16 protein-coding genes are annotated in these 20760 nt (G+C 68.3%); 9 read left to right on the forward strand and 7 right to left on the reverse strand.

Going from position 1 to position 20760, the window contains the following annotated elements; all coding sequences use genetic code 11:
* Positions 1 to 15: 15 nt before the first annotated feature.
* Positions 16 to 864 carry a Cof-type HAD-IIB family hydrolase gene (locus tag NF4_RS02385; protein ID WP_063125627.1) on the reverse strand — a complete coding sequence of 283 codons (849 nt, stop codon included), beginning with the start codon at positions 862 to 864 and terminating at the stop codon, positions 16 to 18.
* Between the two features lie 131 nt (positions 865 to 995).
* On the opposite strand from NF4_RS02385, the gene NF4_RS02390 reads away from it, so the two are divergent.
* The 5 genes from NF4_RS02390 to NF4_RS02410 all read left to right on the forward strand — a co-directional run bounded on the left by NF4_RS02390 (position 996) and on the right by NF4_RS02410 (position 7373).
* Complete coding sequence (locus NF4_RS02390; RefSeq protein WP_063125628.1) at positions 996 to 1973, forward strand: ABC transporter permease; 978 nt, start codon at positions 996 to 998, stop codon at positions 1971 to 1973.
* A 106-nt stretch (positions 1974 to 2079) separates the two neighbouring features.
* A complete protein-coding gene (locus NF4_RS02395; protein ID WP_063125629.1) occupies positions 2080 to 3051 on the forward strand; it encodes an ABC transporter permease in 972 nt (323 codons plus the stop codon).
* The gene (locus tag NF4_RS02400; RefSeq protein ID WP_084532796.1) at positions 3048 to 4955 is read left to right on the forward strand and encodes an ABC transporter ATP-binding protein; all 1908 of its coding nucleotides are present in this window, start codon (positions 3048 to 3050) and stop codon (positions 4953 to 4955) included. Before NF4_RS02395 ends, NF4_RS02400 begins: the two co-directional genes overlap by 4 nt.
* A gap of 43 nt (positions 4956 to 4998) precedes the next feature.
* Positions 4999 to 6672 carry an ABC transporter family substrate-binding protein gene (locus NF4_RS02405; protein WP_063125630.1) on the forward strand — a complete coding sequence of 558 codons (1674 nt, stop codon included), beginning with the start codon at positions 4999 to 5001 and terminating at the stop codon, positions 6670 to 6672.
* A complete protein-coding gene (locus NF4_RS02410; RefSeq protein ID WP_063125631.1) occupies positions 6669 to 7373 on the forward strand; it encodes a hypothetical protein in 705 nt (234 codons plus the stop codon). The genes NF4_RS02405 and NF4_RS02410 overlap by 4 nt, the downstream gene beginning before the upstream one ends.
* Before the next feature lie 80 nt (positions 7374 to 7453).
* Here the strand turns inward: NF4_RS02410 and hemC are convergent, their stop codons facing one another.
* The 3 genes from hemC to NF4_RS02425 are packed head-to-tail and all read right to left on the reverse strand — an operon-like array spanning position 7454 to position 10935.
* Complete coding sequence (gene hemC / locus NF4_RS02415) at positions 7454 to 8380, reverse strand: hydroxymethylbilane synthase (RefSeq protein WP_063125632.1); 927 nt, start codon at positions 8378 to 8380, stop codon at positions 7454 to 7456.
* Between the two features lie 9 nt (positions 8381 to 8389).
* Positions 8390 to 9958: a Rieske 2Fe-2S domain-containing protein gene (locus NF4_RS02420; RefSeq protein ID WP_063125633.1), complete on the reverse strand. Its 1569-nt coding sequence runs from the start codon at positions 9956 to 9958 to the stop codon at positions 8390 to 8392.
* 44 nt (positions 9959 to 10002) lie between these two features.
* Positions 10003 to 10935 carry a hypothetical protein gene (locus tag NF4_RS02425; RefSeq protein WP_232330277.1) on the reverse strand — a complete coding sequence of 311 codons (933 nt, stop codon included), beginning with the start codon at positions 10933 to 10935 and terminating at the stop codon, positions 10003 to 10005.
* A 140-nt stretch (positions 10936 to 11075) separates the two neighbouring features.
* Here NF4_RS02425 and NF4_RS02430 point away from each other — a divergent pair, with 140 nt between their 5' ends.
* From NF4_RS02430 to NF4_RS02445, 4 genes are all read left to right on the forward strand, one after another.
* On the forward strand, positions 11076 to 11846 hold the full coding sequence (locus NF4_RS02430; RefSeq protein WP_063125634.1) for a lysophospholipid acyltransferase family protein: 771 nt from the start codon (positions 11076 to 11078) through the stop codon (positions 11844 to 11846).
* Between the two features lie 65 nt (positions 11847 to 11911).
* Positions 11912 to 12652 (forward strand): lysophospholipid acyltransferase family protein, encoded by a 741-nt coding sequence (locus tag NF4_RS02435; protein WP_063125635.1) that lies wholly within the window; start codon positions 11912 to 11914, stop codon positions 12650 to 12652.
* A 428-nt stretch (positions 12653 to 13080) separates the two neighbouring features.
* Positions 13081 to 14019, forward strand: a complete 939-nt coding sequence (locus tag NF4_RS02440) for a DUF8832 domain-containing protein (RefSeq protein ID WP_063125636.1) — start codon at positions 13081 to 13083, stop codon at positions 14017 to 14019.
* 22 nt (positions 14020 to 14041) lie between these two features.
* Positions 14042 to 16321 (forward strand): heavy metal translocating P-type ATPase, encoded by a 2280-nt coding sequence (locus NF4_RS02445; RefSeq protein WP_063125637.1) that lies wholly within the window; start codon positions 14042 to 14044, stop codon positions 16319 to 16321.
* A 55-nt stretch (positions 16322 to 16376) separates the two neighbouring features.
* Here the strand turns inward: NF4_RS02445 and NF4_RS02450 are convergent, their stop codons facing one another.
* The 3 genes from NF4_RS02450 to NF4_RS02460 form a co-directional block, all read right to left on the reverse strand.
* Positions 16377 to 17348, reverse strand: coding sequence for a DMT family transporter (locus NF4_RS02450; RefSeq protein ID WP_063125638.1), 972 nt, complete (start codon positions 17346 to 17348; stop codon positions 16377 to 16379).
* Positions 17349 to 17402: 54 nt separating this feature from the next.
* Positions 17403 to 18725 carry an MFS transporter gene (locus tag NF4_RS02455; RefSeq protein WP_063814479.1) on the reverse strand — a complete coding sequence of 441 codons (1323 nt, stop codon included), beginning with the start codon at positions 18723 to 18725 and terminating at the stop codon, positions 17403 to 17405.
* A 170-nt stretch (positions 18726 to 18895) separates the two neighbouring features.
* On the reverse strand, positions 18896 to 20677 hold the full coding sequence (locus NF4_RS02460; RefSeq protein WP_232330279.1) for a putative bifunctional diguanylate cyclase/phosphodiesterase: 1782 nt from the start codon (positions 20675 to 20677) through the stop codon (positions 18896 to 18898).
* Positions 20678 to 20760: the final 83 nt, after the last annotated feature.

Here is a 20760-nt window from a genome sequence, read left to right on the forward strand (position 1 = left end):
GCTCCGCGGCGCCCCCTACTCCTCCCCCGGCCACCAGCGTTCCAGGACCTGCGCGACACCGTCCTCGCTGTTGGTCCCGGTGATCTCGTCGGCGGCCGCGAGCGCCTCCGGATGGGCGTGCCCCATCGCGACCCCCAGCCCGACCATGCGCAGCATCGGGATGTCGTTGGGCATATCGCCGAACGCGATCATATCCGCGGGATCGACTCCGAGCCGCTCGCCCAGGGTCCGCAATCCCGACGCCTTGGTGACGCCGGGCGCGGAGATCTCGATCAGGCCGTGTTCGGTGGAGTAGGTGATATCCGCCCGGTCGCCGATATGGGCGGCCAGCGTCACCTCCATATCGCCGCTGCGGGCGCCCGGTAGCCGGATCAGCATCTTGATCGCCGGGGTGTCGATGACCTCGTCGCGGGCCACGGCGGTGTCGTCGGGATTCAGCCAGGCGTGCTCGTACTGTGGTGAGCTGACGAATTGCGGAGTGGCCGCGTCGTGCGCGCTGGCGCCGATCCGTTCGGCCGCCAGTCCGCATCCGGGCAGCACCTTCTCCGCGATATCGGCGACCCAGGCCAGTGTTTCCACATCCAGTACCGAGGCCCCGAGCACCTTGTCGGTCCCGGCGTCGTAGAGCACGGCGCCGTTCCCGCATACGCACAGCGGCGCGAAGCCGAGCCCGGCCACCACCGGGGCGATCCAGCGCGGCGGACGGCCGGTGGCCAGCACGAACGGCACTCCGTCGGCGACCAGCGCCGCCACCGCGGCCCGGGTACGCGCCGAAACCCGCTCGTAGGGATCGATCAGGGTGCCGTCCACATCGGAGGCCACCAGTTCGGGTCGGGTCTGCCGCGTTGCGCTCACCCGTTCCATTCTGCTGGGTCGGCCGCGACGTACCGGCGGGCATACCCGTTCGCGGGGCGAACACGCAGCAGGCCGTCCGTCGCGCATCCCGATGAATCGCTCCCTATGATCAGGGGCTACACCTGATATCGAGGGGAACGATGGCCGGCTTTCTGCTACGACGGGCGCTCAATTACGTCGTGCTGCTGCTCTTGGCGTCCTTTCTCACCTTCAGCCTCGCTTCGCTGACCTTCCGGCCGCTGGACAGCCTGGAACAGCGCAATCCGCGACCGCCGCAGTCGGTGATCGACGCCAAGGCCGAGGAACTACATCTCGACGAGCCGATTCCGCAGCGCTACGTCACCTGGATGACGGGTGTGGTGCACGGCGATTTCGGACAGACGCTCGGCGGGCAGCCGGTGAGCGAGGAACTGGGCCGCCGAGTGGGGGTCAGTCTGCGGTTGCTGGTCCTCGGTTCGATCATCGGCACGGTCCTGGGCGTGCTCATCGGTGCGGCCGGCGCGATCCGCCAGTACAGATTCAGTGACTATTTCACGACCGTCGTATCACTGTTGGTCCTGTCGACCCCGGTGTTCCTGCTCGCGACACTGCTGAAATTCGGTGCGCTCGAGATCAACTCGGCCACCGGAACGCAGATCTTCCTCTACACCGGCGAAACCTCGGCGAGCAGTATCGAGGGCTTCGGCGCCCAGCTGGTCGACCGCCTACAGCATCTGGTGCTACCGACCCTGGCCCTGGCCCTGGGTGGGATGGCCGGATACAGCCGCTACCAGCGCAATGCGATGCTCGATGTCCTGCAGAGCGATTTCATCCGGACCGCGCGGGCCAAAGGCCTCACCCGCAACCGGGCCCTCTACAAACACGGTCTGCGGACCGCCCTCATCCCGATGGCCACGCTGTTCGCCTACAGCCTCGGCGGGCTGATCACCGGCGCCACCTTCACCGAGAAGATCTTCGGCTGGCACGGCGTCGGGGAATGGCTGGTCGATTCCATCAACGCCCAGGACATCTACGTGGTCGCCACAGTGACCGCGTTCGCCGGGCTGGTGGTCCTGGTGTCGGGTCTGCTCTCCGATATCGTCTACGCGATTCTCGACCCCCGGGTGCGTGTGGGATGAGCCGGTCGGGCCCGGAAGCGGGAGTGCGATACCTTCGCCTGCGCTTCGGCCTCCGCGTCAGTGTGTCGACCGATCGCCGATCACACTCGTGCACGGAAGGCACAGCATGAGTATCAACGAAACCGAGATCCTGGTCCAGGGTGCGCCGGAGCCGGCCGCCTCCGGCCGGCGCAAACTCATCCTGCGCCGCTTCCTGCGCAACAAACCCGCGCTGGTCGGTACCGCGGTGCTGATCCTGATGTTCCTGGCCAGTTTCGTACTGCCGTCGCTGCTGCCCTACGACTATCAGGACATCGACTACACCGCGCTGCTCCAACCACCGAGCCCACAGCATCCCTTCGGTACCACCGAGATCGGCCAGGACGTACTCGCCCAGACCCTGCGCGGGCTGCAGAAGTCGCTGATCATCGGCTTGTGCGTGGCGGTGTTCTCCACCACCATCGCCGCCGTCACCGGCGCGGTGGCCGGACTGCTGGGTGGCTGGACCGACCGGACCATCATGTGGGTGGTCGACCTGCTGCTGGTGGTGCCGAGTTTCATCATCGTGGCTCTGTTCGCGCCGCGTACCAAGGGCAGCGGTTCGATCGTGCTGCTGATCATCCTGCTCAGTGTGTTCGGCTGGATGATCAGCGCGCGGATCGTGCGCGGCCTGACCATGAGCCTGCGCGAACGCGAATTCGTCCGGGCGGCCCGCTATATGGGCGCGCCGACCCGGACGATCATCCTCACCCATATCGTGCCGAACATCGCCTCGATCCTGATCATCGACACCACGCTCACCGTCGGCGCCTCGATCATGGCCGAAACCGGGCTCAGCTTTCTCGGTTTCGGGGTGCAGCCGCCGGATGTGTCGCTGGGCTCGCTGATCGCGAACGGCACCAGTTCCGCCATGACCTATCCGTGGCTGTTCCTCTTCGCGGGCGGTCTGCTGATCATCACCGTGCTCTGCGCGAACCTGGTCGGCGACGGCTTGCGCGACGCCTTCGATCCCGGTGCGAAACGCGCCCGGTCCCGGCGGTCGCGCAGGGCTCGCAAGGCCGCGGAGAAGTCCCGGCAGGCGGAGAAAGCGCGGACATGACCGGAAAGACCACGACGGTGCAATCGGCAGCGGACCGGGCCGTACCCGGTGAATCCGGTTCCGGCCAGGGCCGCGCGCCCCTGCTGGAGGTATCGGATCTACGCGTCTCGTTCCCCAGCGAAGAAGGCCGCGTCGACGCGGTCCGCGGCGTGAACTACACGGTCGCCGACGGTGAGGTCCTGGCGATCGTCGGCGAATCCGGCTCGGGGAAATCGGTGTCCTCCCTCGCCGTGATGGGTCTGCTGCCCGAACAGGCCCGGGTCACCGGCTCGATCCGGTTGCGCGGACGGGAACTGCTCGGCCTCGGCGACCGGGAACTGTCGAAACTGCGCGGCAGCGCGGTGAGCATGGTGTTCCAGGACCCGCTCTCGGCGCTCACCCCGGTGTACCGGGTGGGCGATCAGGTCGCCGAAGCGCTACTCGCGCACGGGAACATGAGCGGGGCCGAGGCGGCGAAACGCGCGATCGAATTGCTCGATCTGGTCGGTATCCCCGACCCGGAACTGCGCGCGAAGGCCTTCCCGCACGAATTCTCCGGCGGTATGCGCCAGCGGGTGGTCATCGCCATGGCGATCGCCAACGATCCCGCGCTCATCATCTGCGACGAACCGACCACCGCACTCGATGTGACGGTGCAGAAGCAGATCCTGAACCTGCTGCGCAAAGCGCGCGACATCACCGGCGCGGGCGTCGTCATGATCACCCACGATATGGGTATCGCGGCCACCCTCGCCGATCGCGTGGCCGTGATGTACGCGGGCCGGATCGTGGAAACCGCGACCACCGCGCAGGTTTTCCGAAGTCCCCGGATGCCCTACACCGTGGGGTTGCTCGGCTCGATCCCGCGGATGGACGGGCCGCCGCGGGCCCCGCTGATCCCGATCGTCGGCGCGCCTCCGGCCATGCACGCGCTGCCGCGGGGATGTTCGTTCGCGCCGCGCTGCCCGGTCGCGATCGAGGACTGCCGGGCCGCGGAACCGCCGCTGGCCGAGGCTGCTCCGGGCCATCGCGCGGCGTGCATCCGTACCGACGAGGTCGATTCGGCGGCGCTGTTCGACGCCTATCGCCGCGAGATCGGCGAACCGGCGGCGCTTCCCCCGACCGATCCGCAGCCGGTGCTGAAGGTGACGGATCTGGTCAAAACCTTCCCGATCACCTCCGGGGTGATCCTGCGCCGCCGTAAGGGCGAGGTCCGCGCCGTGGACGGGATCAGTTTCGAAGTCCGCGCCGGACGTACCCTGGCCCTGGTCGGTGAATCCGGGTCGGGTAAGTCCACCACCCTCACCCAGATCCTGGACATGGTGAAACCGCAGTCCGGGACCATCGAGATCATGGGCCGCGATACCGCCACCCTCAGCGCCGCGCAACGTCGTGAACTGCGCCGCAAACTGCAGATCGTCTTCCAGGACCCCACGGCCTCGCTGGATCCGCGGCTACCGGTTTCCGATATCGTCTCCCAGCCGATGCGCATCGCGAAGCGGCCGAAATCCGAGATCACCCAGCGCGTACCGGATCTGCTGCGGCAGGTGGGCCTGCGCCCCGAACACGCCGACCGCTATCCGGGCGACTTCTCCGGCGGCCAGAAACAGCGCATCTGCATCGCCCGGGCGCTGGCCCTGGACCCGGAACTGCTGGTGCTCGACGAGCCGGTGTCGTCACTGGATGTCTCGATCCAGGCGGGTGTGCTCAATCTGCTGCGCGACCTGCAGGCCGAACGCGGACTCTCCTACCTCTTCGTCTCCCACGACCTCTCGGTGGTGCGCAATCTGGCCCACGATATCGCGGTGATGTACCGGGGCAAGATCGTCGAAGCGGGGCCGGCGGAACAGATCTTCGGCGATCCGGGACACGAATACACACGATCACTGATCGATGCCGTGCCCGTACCCGTGGTAGAGGGTTGACGGACGTGTTCTCCGGACCCACCGGCAGGAAGGATGAACGGCCATGAGGATTCGATCATTGAGGAGGCTTGCGGTACCGCTGTGCACCGTCGCACTGCTCGCGGCCGGTTGTGGTGCGAACGACTCCGGGGCACCCGAGGGCGCGGTCGCCGAACTGGGCACGGTCAACGACATCAACCCGCACGATGTGAGCGAACTGCGTGACGGCGGGAATCTGCGACTGGCCGCCACCTCCTTCCCGGAGACCTGGAACCCGATGCAGATCGACAGCGACGGCGAATCCGCGAGCATCATGCGCGTGATGATGCCGCGCGCCTTCACCACCGACGCGGCCGGAAGCATCTCGGTCAACACCGACTTCTTCACCAGCGTCGAACTGACCGATACCGAGCCGCAGCAGGTCACCTACACCATCAATCCCAAGGCGGTGTGGTCCGACGGGTCCCCCATCACGTGGGAGGACATCGCTTCCCAGGCCAACGCCATGAGCGGCAAGGACCCGAAGTTCCTCATCGGCAACACCAACGGATTCGACCGGATCGAGAAGGTCGAACGCGGTACCGACGACCGCCAGGCGATCATCACCTTCAAAAGCCACTACGCCGACTGGGCCGGTCAGTTCGCCGGTAACTCCATGCTGCTACCGAAGGAAGCCACGGCCACACCGGATGCGTTCAACGAGGCGTGGCGCAACGCACCCGGCAAAACCTCGGGCCCGTTCGTCATCCAGTCCACCGACCGCGGTCAGGGCCGGATCGTGCTGGGCCGTAACCCCAAATGGTGGGGCGCTACACCGAAACTCGACACCATCACCTACAGCGTGCTGTCGAGCGAAGCGATGGTCCCGGCGCTGGCCAACAACGAGATCGACGCCATCGGCCTGGCCACCCGCGACGATATGCAGACCGCCCGCAATACGCCCGGGGTGGCGATCCGGCGCGCTCCCGGTAACAGCTGGTCGCATCTGACCTTCAACGGCGCCCCGGGCTCGCTGCTGGAGGACCCGAAACTGCGGGTCGCCATCATCAAGGCGATCGACCGCGCCGGTATCGCCAAGGCGATGCAGAACGGCCTGGTGAACGATCCGCAGCCGCTGAACAACCACATCTTCATCCAGGGCCAGAAGGGCTATCAGGACAACAGCCTGCCCTTCGACCCCGAGGCCGCGAAGCAGGAACTCGACGCACTGGGCTGGACGCTCAACGGGGACGTCCGGGAGAAGGACGGCCGCAAATTGGTGATCCGCGATGTCATGTACAACGACAAGACGTGGGTGCAGGTCGCGCAGATCATCCAGCAGAACCTGCGGCAGGTGGGCATCGAGCTGGTTATCGAAACCAAGCCCGGCGCCGGATTCTTCACCGACAACATCCAGCCCGGCAATTTCGATGTGGGTCAGTGGGTGTGGGTGGGTGATGCGTTCCCGCTGAGCAGCATCCCGCAGATCTGGGGCTACTACCCCGACAACCTGCAGGGCAACTACGGCCGCATCGGCTCCCCGGAACTGAACGATCTCATCGAGAAGACGCTTACCGAACTGGATCCCCAGAAGGCCATCGAACTGGCCAATCAGGTGGACCAGGCGATCTGGGCCGAGGGCCATTCGATCCCGCTGGTGCAGTCGGCCGGAAACGTCGGCGTCCGCGACAACCTCGCCAACTACGGCGCCGCGGGACTGGCTTCCCTGGATTACACGAAAATCGGTTTCCTGAAGTGAGCTCCCGGATAGGCCACCCGCTGGCCTATCCGCTGTGCGTAACCATCGGCGCCCTCGCGGTACTCACCGCGTGGGCGCCGTTCGCCGATCCGGACCAGCTCAGCGCGCTGGTGGTGGTCGGCACGGGCATCGTGGGATACAGCGGGTACCGGGTCGCGGTGGCGCTGGGGGTGGTCGGCCGCCGAGCCGAGGGACCGTCCACGACAGTGGCGGTGCGGCGGGTGAGACAGGAATATCAGCTGGTCAGCCGTTCCTGGCTGGAGTTGCGTGACGGCGGTGACGATCGCTGGCTGCCGGTGTACTTCACGCCGGAGCTGATCGGTTTCACCGGTGGTACAGCCCTGTTGACCGAGCGGCAGATCGTGCTGCGGCCCGAACCCGGCGGCACCGAGCCGACCGATGGAGGGCATCTCGAGTTCCGGGTGCTCCCGGCGGGCCGGGCCCGGGCGAGCGAACCGCCCGGCCGCCTGGTCGACAATCCGACGCGGGTGGACCCGGAAGCGGAGACCCGGGTGGCCACCACCACCAAGACCACCCGCCGATTGCTGCTGGACGCCCAGCCTGCGGTCGCCGCCCCGTTCGTCGCCCTGCTGTGGCTGTATGTGATGGGTGGCGGGACCGGGGCGTTCGTCGCCGCCATGTGCGTGGCGGCCGCGACCGGGGCCTGGCTCGGCGCCATCCGCGGGTCGGACCCGAGCTGACCACAGCCGAGGACTTACGGACCCACCACCCGGCTCGGCACAAGCCATACAGCGACGGCCACCACGCCCGGCGGGCGAACTCAGTGCGGGATGGAATCGATGATCGCCCGGGCGCCCTGGCGCAGCAGATCGGAGCCGACGAAGAAACCGAGGGCCTGCGGATCCTCCGGGACACCCCAGTGCTGCGAATCCAGCCACCGGGTGCCCTCGAGATCGAACACCTTGCCGCGCAACGACAGCCGGCCGGTGGGTTCGATCACGCAGACCCCGGCGATCGGGGAATTGCAGTGGCCCTGCAGGGCGTGCAGCATGGCGCGTTCGGCGTCGGCGACGCGGCGGGTCTCGGCATGGTCGAGGCGCCCGGCGAGCTCACGGACCTCGTCGTCGTCGGCGCGGCAGGCGAGCGTGAGCACACCCGCGCCGATCGGCGGGCACATGACCTCGAGCGGCAGGATTTCGGTGATCCGGTCCTGGCGGCCGATGCGATACATCCCGGCGACGGCGGCGATCAGCACATCGCAGTAGCCGTCCTCCAGCCGCTCCAGCCGGGTGTTCATATTCCCGCGCAGCGGTTTCATCACCAGCCCCGGATAGTGCAGGCGCAGCTGCGCCGCCCGGCGCACCGAACTGGTCCCGACCACCGTCCCCGGCGGCTGCTCGGCGAGCGGGCGGCCGTCGGAGGTGATGATCGCGTCGCGTACATCGTCGCGCTCGGGGAAACCGGCGAACGCGATACCTTCCGGAATCGGGATATCGCCGGGAATATCCTTCAGGCAGTGCACGGCCAGGTCGGCCCGGTCCTCCAGGAGCGCGTCGTCGATCTCCTTGACGAAAGCCCCCTTGCCGCCGAGCTTCGCCAGATCACCCATCCAGCGGTCGCCGGCGGAGGTCACCTTCACCAGTTCGGTGTCGACACCGAACTCGGACAAACCGGCGGCGACCTGCTCGGCTTGGGCTACTGCCATGGGACTGGCCCGGGTCGCGACCCGGATAATGCGCGAGGCCATGGCGCGACTCTACGCGTCGACCTTGCGGGAACGAAGTTCGTGTCCCTTGGAGGTCTTACAGCGGCCCGACTCCAGATCCCACTGCCAGCCGTGCAGATTGCAGGTCAGCGTCTTGCCGTCCACCACACCGAATTTCGACAGATCGGCCTTCAGATGCGGACAGCGGCGCTGGATCTCCCAACCGGCCACCTCCACCGACGCCGAATCGTCGTGCGCTTCGGAGAACCAGCCGTCCGCGTAGGCGATCCGCTCATCGGTGAGGCATTTGAAGAAGGTGTACAGGTATTCGTTGTAGCCACCGATCCGCCACGCCTGAAAACGGGTGGACAGGAAAATGGTGTTCACCCAGTCGGGTTCGTTGTCCCGCAGCACGGTACGCACCAGTTCGGGCGCGATCCGGAAGCCGTAACGGTATTTGCCCTCGCCCTCCAGCGGCGCGCGGACGGCCCGCGTCGGGAAGTCCAGGACCACGGTCTCCTCGCCGATCACGAGCCCGACCGGGTAACCGATACCGTCGCAGATCAGATCGCTCTGCGCCATGATCGGCTCGAACAGCGCCCGCAGCGGTTCCAGCAGCGGTTCGCCCTCGGCGGGCGCCCAGGTCTTCTTCTCCGCCACGAGCACCGGCGCCAGCCGCTGCGCCATCTTTTCGATGTAAGCGGCCTTGTCGTTCCAGATGGTGTCGGGATCGTAGGGGTGATCCAGTTCGATTTCGGCGCCGTGCACATCGACCACCGAACCCGGCACCATCAGCACACCGCGGTCGTGCCCGTGCTCGCGCATCTGCTCGAGAAAGACCATCTGGTCGGGGAAGATATTGCCCTCGTCGCCGTGGTCGTCGTTGAGATAGCGCAATTCGTCGTCGAGGAAAACCGGCGGCCCGGCGGACGGGACCACCCAGGTGGCGCCGACCTGCTCGATATAGCTGCGGGCCCGGTCCATTCCGCGCTGCCGCTTCTGCTTACCGAAATTCGATTTCGTCCTGGCCGGAATGTCGTAGACCATCGGATACCAGATGGCGCCCGAGTACTGCAGCAGGTGGATATCGATCGTGCCGAACGCCTCGTGCAGCACGTCCATATCGACCGGCCGCGCGTCGTTCATATTGAAACAGGTGGTTTCGCCGTCGGAGACGATCAGCCCGGAATCACCGATCGGGCCGTCCGCGGGCGCGCGCAGCGCGACGATCATGATATGCAGTTCGGCGGCCGGGTCGCCGCCGCCGATCCCCATGGAACCGTCGATCGTGTGCTTGACCGAATCCTCGGTCTCGAAGAATTTGTGGAAGCCCAGTTTCTCCAGCTCACGGCGCAGGTCCGGGACCGGGTAGTCGGGCAGCAGAACGGTCGCGTCCTTGTTCACGTACTCGGCCAGATGCGCGGCGTCGAAATGGTCGCGGTGCAGATGCGACACATAGAGGAAATCGCAGTTACCCAGTTCCTCCCAGTCGAGCTGGGTGTTGTCCGGGAAAGGGAACCAGGACCCGAAGTACGCGGGGTTCACCCAGGGATCGCATAGGATCGAACCGGCCGCGGTCCGGATATGGAATCCCGCATGTCCGACGCTGGTGATCTGCACGAGCTCGCTCCTCCTGACCGTTGACGGCCCTCCAGGGTAGTGCTTCAGGACGAGATGTCCCCGATGCAGTAGCCGTCATCACCCTGTTCGAGTAGAAATGTCCGGTTCTGCGTGATTCCGGACTCATTCGTCACCGGCACCGCGACGGCCATATATCCGGTCGTGAGCGGCTGGGAACTGATCTGCTGATCGGTGAATCCGGTGATCGAGCCGAGCGTACCGGGATTCTCGGCGAGCGGCGCGGCCACGGGCGCGCCGGTGGCCTCCGGATCCCAGGTGGCCGGGCTCGCCGCGCAGACCAGCGGGTACTGCTCCTCCAGGTCGGCGGGGTCCAGCGGCTGCCCGGTCGAGCGGGCCAGGTAGCGGCGCACGGTGTGCCGGGCGTCGGCGGCGTCGTAGACCGGTTCCACACCCGCCGGGGACACCCGGCCGCAGGCATACCCGGCGGCCACCCGGTGCTCGTCCACGGTGACCGTGGTGACTCCGTCGGTCCAGGTGAGCGTCCCGTCCACCGCGGTACCCGGCTGGGCGAGCGCGCTGAGCACGGCGTCGCGGTCGGTGTACATGGTCTGCACGGTGAGCGGCGGAATGGTCCAGCAGGTGCTCTGCAGGGTCGCGATATCCGCCGACCGCAGGTCGGCGGCGAACCGCTGTAGTGCGGGAGTGGCGTCGGGAACGCCGGGGACCGCACCGACCGCGGGCGCGTCGGCGGGGACCGGTGGCAGCGCGGGAACCGACGGCGCGCCCGCGGACGTGGCCTGCTGTTCGGTGCTCGGCGCGTCGCCCTCGGATGCCTGCACCGGCGGGCTGCCGGCGTCGTCGCCCGGGATTCCGGATACCGAGTCGCATCCGGTGCCCAGCAGCACTCCGGATACCGCGAGCCCCACGGCGAGAGCGCGAACGCGGGCCCGTCGCGCGGTCTCACGGCCGATTCGGCGCAACGGTACGGGACGGGCGCGTTCCACTTCGACGATCACCTTTCCTGCGGTACATAGCGGTTCGGTCGAGACAGCGGGGTTCGACCGCATCACGGCGGGCCCGGGAGCCGGCGGACCGGGGCGCGAGCGGCGGACCGGACGCTGCCGGTCATCATGACAGCGACTACGCTAGCGGACTTGTGGAACCCGTCTACCGGACGATCATCGGGCTGGCCCGGACCGTCTTCTTTCTCGAGGGCCTGAAGTTCACCGTCACCGGCGATGAGAACATTCCCGCCTCAGGGGGCGCTGTGCTCGCGGTCAACCACACCGGGTACATGGATTTCACCTATGCGGGTCTGCCGGTACGCACCCCCAAACGCTATATCCGCTTCATGGCCAAGAGCGATGTTTTCGACAACAAGATCGCCGGGCCGATCATGCGAGCTCTCAAACATATTCCGGTGGACCGGGCCGCGGGCGCCGACTCGTACAAGGCAGCCGTGGATTATCTGCGGCGCGGCGAACTGGTCGGCGTATACCCCGAAGCCACCATCAGCCGCAGTTTCGAGATCAAGGACCTGAAATCCGGCGCCGCCCGGATGGCGATCGAGGCCGGCGTGCCGATCATCCCGATCACCATCTGGGGCGCCCAGCGGGTCTGGACGAAAGGTCATCCGAAACGGCTGGGCCGCACCAACACTCCCATCTCCATCGCCGTCGGCACACCGATCCAGCCCTACGAACCGGCGTCCGAACTCACCGCCGAACTGAAGACCGCCATGCAGGAACTACTGCGCGGCCTGCAGGAGGACTACACCCACGAACCCGGCGCGTACTGGGTTCCGGCCCGGCTCGGGGGCGGTGCGCCTACTCTGGAAGAAGCCGATGCTATGGACGCCGCCGAAGCCGCGGAACGAGCCGCCCGGAAACGGGCCGAACTCACCGGCTCCGACGACGCCGGCGCGTAGCGTATATCCACCGCGGGCGGGTAGGTGCCGAGCGGGTAACCCGCAGGTAGTGAGCAGGAGTTGCGATGGCGCGGGAACCGGTTTTCGATGTCCTGGCCGGGCTGGCGCATGCGGTCCTCTTCGCGCAGGGCGTGCGCCTCGACATCCGCGGCCAGGAGAATGTCCCGCGCACCGGGGGCGCGGTACTGGCGGTGAACCACACCTCCTACCTGGATTTCCTGGAAGTCGGGGTCGTGGGACGCCGGTCGGGCCGCAATGTGCGGTACATGATGAAAGCCGAGCTCGAGCACGGCATCGTCGGATTTCTCATGAAGCACTGCAAAGCAATCGGCGTCGACCGGACCGCCGGCGCGGAATCGTTCGGCCGGGCGGTCGACGCGCTGCGCGACGGTGAGCTGGTCGTGGTCTACCCGGAGGCCACCATCAGCCGCAGTTTCGAATTGAAGGAATTCAAATCCGGTGCGGCCCGCATGGCGCTGGAGTCGGGAGCCCCGATCATTCCGCTCACCATCTGGGGAGCACACCGCATCTGGACCAAAGGTTTCCCGAAACAACTGGGCCGGCACAATTTCCCGGTCCACATCCGCATCGGCGAACCGCTGGTCGCCGCCGGTTCGGTCGACGAGGTGACCACCGCGCTACGCGGCCGGATGAGCGAACTCCTGACCGCGGCGCAAGAGAAATACCCGATGCCCGCCGGGCAGCCGTGGGTCCCGGCCCGCCTGGGCGGCAGCGCCCCGACGCTGGAACAGGCCGCGGTCCTGGAAGCCGAGGAGTACGCCCGGCGGCGGATCCAGCGCCCATAGGTTCCGGCGGCCGTAGGTTGCGGGGAGCTTCCCGAAACGGGGTCGGAGACCACCGGCCGTCCGGGCACCCCACCCGGATCCGACCGGGGTCAAGACTGTCCCGCGGCACGCCCTGGTCGCCGCATTCGTACTCGGGACATCGAATGCCGACGCAACCAGATGAGTCGAGTCTTACGAGACACCTCAAAGGGTTGAGGCCCGTCTCGTAAAACTCGACGCACGGGGTTACGTCGGCGATTCGAGGTCCGGGTCGGCATGCGGCGCGTGGGGGGGACGTGGACGCTCTCGGGTGCGGCTTGTCGGGGATGGTCGCCTTCAGGAGGTGACCCCACCTGCCCTGTTGACAAAATACCCTAGGGGGGTACCGTAATCACTGGAGAGTGGGAGGGCGGAGAGCCGCCGGAGCCTCCACGGAAACGGAGCATCGAATGAATACGCCGACAAAATTTGCCGGGTTCGCGCTCGGACTCGTCGCGTTGTTCGGGGTCGCGCTGGGCGTCGGTGCCCTGGCCGGCACCGGGGACAGCGAGCCGGAAACCCACCATCCCGCTGCTGGTGAACCCGCCGCGGACGCGACCCCCGGTGGGCTGACCAGCAGTGCCGGGGGCTACACCCTGGTCCTGGACGACCCGGTCACCACCGCCGCCCGCGGAGCGACGCTGCGGTTCCGGATCGAGGACAGCACCGGGCGGCCGGTGACGCAGTACACCCCGAACCACGAGAAGGATCTGCATCTGATCCTGGTTCGCCGCGATACCGCCGGCTACCAGCATCTGCATCCGGTGCTCGGGCCGGACGGCACCTGGAGCACCCCGGTCGACCTCACCCGTGCCGGCGATCACCGGGTCTTCGCCGATTTCGTCACCGCCGACGGACAACCCTTCACTCTGGGAGCCGAACTGCGGGTCGCCGGGCAGTACACGCCGCGCCCGCTGCCCGCGCCGAACACCACCGCCACCGTGGACGGCTACACCGTCGCCCTGAACGGCACCGTCGCTCCGGGGCGCGCCACCGATGTCACCTTCACCGTCACCCGCGACGGCGAGCCCGTGACGGACCTGCAGCCCTATTTGGGGGCGTACGGTCATCTCGTGGCGCTGCGGACCGCCGACCTCGGCTATCTCCACGTCCATCCGGCCGGTCACCCGGGTGACGGGAGCACCCCGGCCGGACCGGGCGTAACCTTCGCTGTGACGGCGCCCGGCACGGGTGATTACCGGCTGTTCTTCGAGTTCCGCCACGGCGGAGCCGTGCACCGCGCCGAGTTCACCGTGCCCGTCGCGGAAACCGCCGGGGACCCGGCCGGGCACACCCCGGACGACGCGCAGACCGCCCCCGAACCCACCGGACACGGCCATGGGCACTGACCCCCGGCCAACGGAGCCAACGATGAGCACACAGACCGCACCGGACACCGCGCAGACCGATACCCAGACCGCGCAGGTCGAGTTGGTGATCGGTGGGATGACCTGCGCATCCTGCGCCAATCGCATCGAGAAGAAACTGAACAGGCTCGACGGTGTGACCGCGACGGTCAACTACGCCACCGAGAAGGCCCGGGTGCACTATCCGGACACCGTGGCGCCGTCCGATCTGGTGGCGGTGGTGGAACAGGCCGGCTACACCGCGAGCCTGCCGCAGCCGTCCGCCGCGGAACCGGACACCACCGAACCGGCCGACCCCGCCGACCGGCTGCGCACCCGGCTACTGATCTCGCTGGTGCTGACCGTGCCGGTGATCGCCATGGCGATGATCCCGGCGTTGCAGTTCACCAACTGGCAGTGGCTGTCGCTGACCCTGGCCGCGCCGGTCGTGGTGTGGGGCGCCCTGCCCTTCCACCGGGCGGCCTGGACCAACCTGCGCCATGCCACCGCGACCATGGACACCCTGGTCTCGCTCGGCACCCTGGCCGCGTTCGGCTGGTCGATCTACGCGCTGTTCTGGGGCACCGCCGGTACGCCGGGGATGACACACCCCTTCGAGTTCACGATCGCCCGGATGGACGGCACGGGCAGCATCTATCTGGAGGCCGCGGCCGGGGTCACCACCTTCATCCTGGCCGGCCGGTACTTCGAGGCCCGGTCCAAGCGGCGGGCGGGCGCGGCGCTGCGGGCACTGCTCGAACTCGGCGCCAAAGAGGTCTCGGTCCTGCGCCGGACCGGACCGGACGACTGGACCGAACAGCGGATACCGGTCGAACAACTGTCCGTCGGCGACCGTTTCGTGGTGCGGCCGGGCGAGAAGATCGCCACCGACGGCGTGATCACCGACGGCGCCTCGGCGGTCGATGTCTCCATGCTGACCGGCGAATCGGTGCCGCTGGAGGTCGGGCCCGAGGACGCGGTCACCGGCGCCACCGTGAACGTGGGCGGCCGGATCACCGTGCGCGCCACCCGGGTCGGCTCGGACACCCAGCTCGCGCAGATGGCGAAACTGGTCGAGGACGCGCAGACCGGAAAGGCACAGGCCCAGCGGCTGGCCGACCGGATCTCCGGTGTCTTCGTACCGATCGTGATCGCGCTCGCGGTCGCCACGCTCGGATTCTGGCTCGGCACCGGCGGTTCGGTCGCGGCGGCGTTCACGGCGGCGGTGGCGGTCCTGATCATCGCCTGCCCCTGTGCGCTGGGCCTGGCCACGCCGACCGCCCTCATGGTCGGGACCGGGCGCGGCGCCCAGCTCGGCATCCTCATCAAGGGACCGGAGGTGCTGGAATCCACCCGCCAGGTGGATACGGTCGTCCTGGACAAGACCGGCACCGTGACCACCGGCCGGATGTCCCTGGTCGACGTGGTGGCCGCCGCCGGCGAAAACACCGACGAGGTGCTGCGGCTGGCCGGATCGCTGGAGGACTCCTCCGAACATCCGATCGCCCGTGCCATCGCCGAAGGTGCCCGGGAACGGACGACCGGGCTGTCCCCGGTCGAGAGCTTCCGTAACAGTGCCGGACTCGGTGTGGAGGGCGTGGTGGACGGCCATGCGGTGGTCGTCGGCCGGCCGGGCCTGCTCGCCGACTACGCGCTGCACCTCGACGATGCGCTGCAGGAGTCGTTGCGGGAGGCCGAAAGCCAGGGCCGCACCGCGGTGGCGGTCGGCTGGGACGGCCGGGCCCGCGGGGTGCTCGTGGTCGCCGATACGGTGAAACCGACCTCCGCCGAGGCAGTTTCCCGCCTGCGGGCTCTCGGTCTGACCCCGATCATGCTCACCGGGGACAATGCCACCGCGGCGGCCGCCATCGCCCGGCAGGTCGGTATCGACGAGGTGATCGCGGAGGTGCTGCCGCAGGACAAGGTCGCGGTGATCGAACGCCTGCAGCGGGAGGGCAAACGCGTCGCCATGGTCGGTGACGGCGTGAACGATGCCGCCGCGCTCGCCCGGGCCGATCTGGGCCTGGCCATCGGCACCGGCACCGATATCGCCATCGAGGCGGCCGACCTCACCCTGGTCCGAGGCGACCTCACCGCCGCCCCCGACGCCATCCGGCTCGCCCGCCGCACCCTCGGCACGATCAAGGGCAACCTGTTCTGGGCCTTCGGTTACAACGTCGCGATGATTCCGCTGGCCATGGCCGGTCTGCTGAATCCGATGCTGGCCGGTGCCGCCATGGCGTTCTCCTCGGTGTTCGTGGTCAGCAACAGTCTGCGGCTACGGAATTTCCGCCCCCCACACTGACCGCGCATGACCGCGCCGGGCCCCCGATGTCCCACATCCGGGGCCCGGCGCGTATTCAGCTCACGGGTTCGCGGTCCCCCGGCACCGGCGCTCTGGCCGCGACAACCACCGCGGTCAGCGTCAGCACACAACCGAGCACTTTCACCAGGGACAGCTCCGCCCCCGTGGGCAACAGCCCGTCCAGGACGAGAGAGGCCGTCAACTGGCCCGCCACCGTGCTCAAACCCATCAGCAGCACCCCCACCCACCGCACCACCAGCACGCCGGCGGCGATGAACAGCACGCCGATCACACCGCCCAGATACAGCCACGGCTCGCGGGGAAATTCGACCGGCGCACCGGTCCGGGCCACCACCAGCGCTTCCACGACCAGCAGGCCCAGCAGGCCGACGGCGAAGTTGATCACCGTGGCGGCGAACGGGCTCCCGGTCGTACCGATCCGGCCGTTCCACGCCTGCTGCCAGGCCAGCCCGATGCCGGCCGCCGCGGGTAGCAGCAGGAGCAGCGGTCCCGGGACACCTTCGAGCCACGACGAGGTGCGCAGCGATTCCGGCGCCGAGCCCCCGGAACCGGCCAGCAGTACCGCGCCCACCGCCAGCGCCGCGCCGCCGAGCCGCGCCGCGGTGACCGGGGTGCGGCCGCCCGGGCCCACGCCGAGCCGGTCCACGAACAGACTGCTCAGCAGCTGACCGGATACCGCCGCGACCGTGAACGCCGTGACTCCGAGCGCGGCGACCGTCAGCGACTGGCTCGCCACGAACAACCCGCCGAACAACCCGCCCAGCAACTGCCAGGGCCGCAATTCGCCCGCGGCGACCGAGCGACGGACCGCCCGCAGCCCCGCCCGGAGCCGGGAGCTGAACAGCACCGCCACCGCCAGCGCCAGGAACCCGCTGCCGAAGCTGATCACCGCCGCCGCGACCCCGTCCTGCAGCCGCGCGCCCAGCTCACCGTTGATCCGTCCCTGGACGGCGACCCCGGCTCCGATCAACAGCCCGGAACCCAGACCCCACCGCCGCGAAACCATGACCGCACCCTACCGACGCCGGCGTCCGCGCTGACCGGGCCGGCCATCCGCGGCTCAGGTCTGCGCCTCGGTCTCCGATTCCGGCCGCGCCGGCAGCCAGAACGGTGTCAGCACGCCCAGTGCCAGAATGGCGACGCCCAGCAGCGCGATCGTCGAGGAGACCGACAGCCACAGTGTGGCCAGCGCGACGAACCCGAAAACCGCGAGGGACAGCAGTTCCTCGAGCAGTCCGGACACCGACATCACCGTGGCACGCGCTTGCCCGCTGATGGCGTCCTGGAGCCGGGCCTCGGCGACGATCGCCGCGTTGTACACCACTCCGTAGGCGGCGGCGATCGAGGCGAAACCCAGTCCGGTGCACAGGTAGACCGCGCCCGGCCAGCGCACCGCGAGCCCGGCGACCACCGCGCCCGCACCGAACAGCACCCCGGCCGCCCCCAGCGCCCACGCCAGGGTGCGCGCGGGAAGCCCTTCGGTCCGGCCGGCCAGCAGCGAACCGAGCAGTGAACCGACCACGGTCACACCCACCAGAACGGGAACGAACGAAGTGGCGACACCCGCTTCCCCGGCGACCAGCCCGAAGTACTCGTCGAACGCGGTGATCCCGTAGAGCAGTGCACCGAGCACCACGCCGTGCCGGACCGGCCGGACCCGGACCGCCTCGGCGACACCGGTACGCAGCATCAGCAGATACCGCCCCAGCGTTCCCGGTCCGGCCGGGGCCTCGGCCCGGGCCCCCGGACCGGTGGTCACCGGCCGGGGACCCGGGGTGATGACCGCGGGGGTCGCGCTGTCGGCACCCGCCTCCTCCAGCTCGCCCACGTCGGCGGCCGAGACGGATTTCGGCGCCGCGGGCAGGCTCGCGGCCAGCCCGGTGTGCACTACGGCGCACCCCACACTGACCCAGCCCACCAGCTCGTACCCGCCCCACAGGTACAGCGGGGTCGCGGCGAGGATCGCGAGCACCGCGCTCGACTCGCTTCCCGTGCGGGTGTAACCGATCACCCGGGCATAGGCCCGGGCCGCACCGCGGGCGGCGAGTTCGTCGTAGAGCAGCGCCTCGAACGTTCCGGAGCGCAGTGAGCCGGCCACGCCCCACAGCACGAACCCGAGCGCGAAGCCGACGTAGGACGGTGCCACCGTCCACACCACGAAACCGGCCGACATCAGCAGGCCGTTCAGAATCAGCAGCCCACGCCGGGACACCGTATCCGCCCACGCGCCCGAGGGGACCTCGAACAGAAAGGCCGTCACCGACCAGAAGGCCAGCAAGAGCGAGATCTGCCCCGGGCCGAAGCCGTGATCGGCGAAGAGGAGCGCGTACAGCGCGTAGTAGGGAACCAGGTCCCCGGTCGCAGCGAACAGGGTCGCTCGCAGGGCGAGCGCGCGTAGTCCGGACTTACGGCCGGAATCCGTGGATCCGGCTCAACGGTGGTAGAAGACCAGTCGCATAGCGATCAGCATCCGCGAGGCGTGCGCGCGGGTCAAGCGGTTTTCTTGCGTGCGCACCGCACCCGTTGTGGACGCGGGTCGCTACCGGCCGGAGTTCACAGCGGTACCCAGCCGTTCTCGTCGGCCGCGGCATCGCCCAGCGCTCGGGTGCTCAACCCGCCGAGGCGGCCGCTGTTCATATCACCGATCAGTTCGGCCACCGGATGTGAATCGCTGTAGTGGTAACCCTGCGCCAGCGCGAAACCCAGTTCGGTCAGGACGGCGGCCTGGTGCTCGGTCTCCACGCCTTCCGCGATGACCTGCAGATCCAGTGATTTACTCAGGGCCGCGATCACGCCGAGCAGCGGCGGGGCGGGCGAATCGGAGCGGATGGCGGCCACGAACGACTGGTCCACCTTGATGATGTCGCTGGGCAGGGTGGCCAACCGGCTCAGCGAGGAGTATCCGGTGCCGAAATCGTCGATGGCGATCCGCACACCACGCTCGCGCAGCGTGTGCAGGTTCGCGATGGCGGTATCGGATTCGGCGGCCAGTTCGGTCTCGGTCACCTCGAGGACCAGTTGCTCCGCGGGCCAGCCCGTGGACTCGAGAATCGTGGCCACCTTGTCCGCATATCCCGACTCCGCCAGTTCCAGACCGCTCACGTTCACGTTCAGGGTGAGCTCCAGGGCGGCGAAAGTCTCCTGCAGCTGTGCGGCGTCGGCGCAGGCCCGGCGCAGCACCAGTTCGTCCAGGTCCGCGATGAGGTCGTACTCCTCGGCGACCCGGATCAGCCCCTCGGTGGTGACATCGGGCTGGGCGCTGGAGGACCAGCGCAGCAGCGCTTCCACCCCCACCGCCTTCTCGCCGCCGTCACTGAGGCTGACGATCGGCTGGTAGTGCACGTCCAGACTGCCGTTATCGATGGCTTCGCGCAGTTCCACGGCCAGCGGCGTGCGATGCCCCGACTCGAGTACGGTGCGGTTGCGACCCGCCTGCTTGGCCCGGTACAGACCCACATCGGCCCGGCTGACCAGCAACGACGCCGATTCCCCCGGCTGCCAGGAGGTGACCCCCGCCGAACACCCGGTGCTGACCGCGGCGCGCAGCTCCTCGGTCAGCAGGATGGCGGCCTGCTCGGTGGTGTTGGGCAGCAGCGCCGCGAACACGTCACCGCCGTAGCGGGCCAGCCGCTGACCGGGCCCGAGCAGGGCGGCCCAGGTATCGGCGACCTTCTGCAGCACCGCGTCACCGGCGCGGTGTCCCAGATGATCGTTGACCTTCTGGAAGCGGTCCAGGTCCACCAGGACCAGCGCCAGCGCCTGGCCGGAACGATCGGCCTGTTCCAGCGCGGCATTGAGCGCGCGATCGAAACCCCGCCGGTTCAGCAACCCGGTGAGGGTGTCGATATCGGCCTCCGACGCCATCCGGGTCAGGATGCCCACCACGACCCCGACACCGAAGGTGATACCCGCCGGGATGAGCCCGGACCACCACGGCAGACCGGCGCGGGTCGGCAGCACCCACAGGCACAGCGCCATACACAGCGCGATATGGGCCGCGGCCTGTGTCCAGGCGAAGAACAGCGCGGCGTCGCAGGCAATGAACACGTAGAACGAGGCGAGCGTGATCGCCGCGACGGTATTGGGGAACGAGTGCACGGCGATGGTCACCAGGACCGTCGCCAGAACGACGTAGACGTGGTGCAGCCAGTGCGGCATCCGGGGACCCCACCCGAGCAGGCTTATCCCCAGCAAAAGGGCGACCGCCGCGGCCGAACCGACCAGCATCCGGTTGCCCTCGTCGCCCGGGTGCAGCACCTGAGTGGGCGCGACAGCGGTCACCAGCAGACCGAGGATCCCGCCCATGACATAGAAGGCCCCGGTGGTCCGGGACATGACCATGGCAGTTGCCACACCAGACGCGGCCCGTACCCGCGTTCGGGTATCGCCGCGAGACCCGCTACCTCGCACGAAGAACA

The sequence above is a fragment of the Nocardia fusca NBRC 14340 genome (assembly GCF_001618425.1).
GTDB lineage: Bacteria > Actinomycetota > Actinomycetes > Mycobacteriales > Mycobacteriaceae > Nocardia > Nocardia fusca.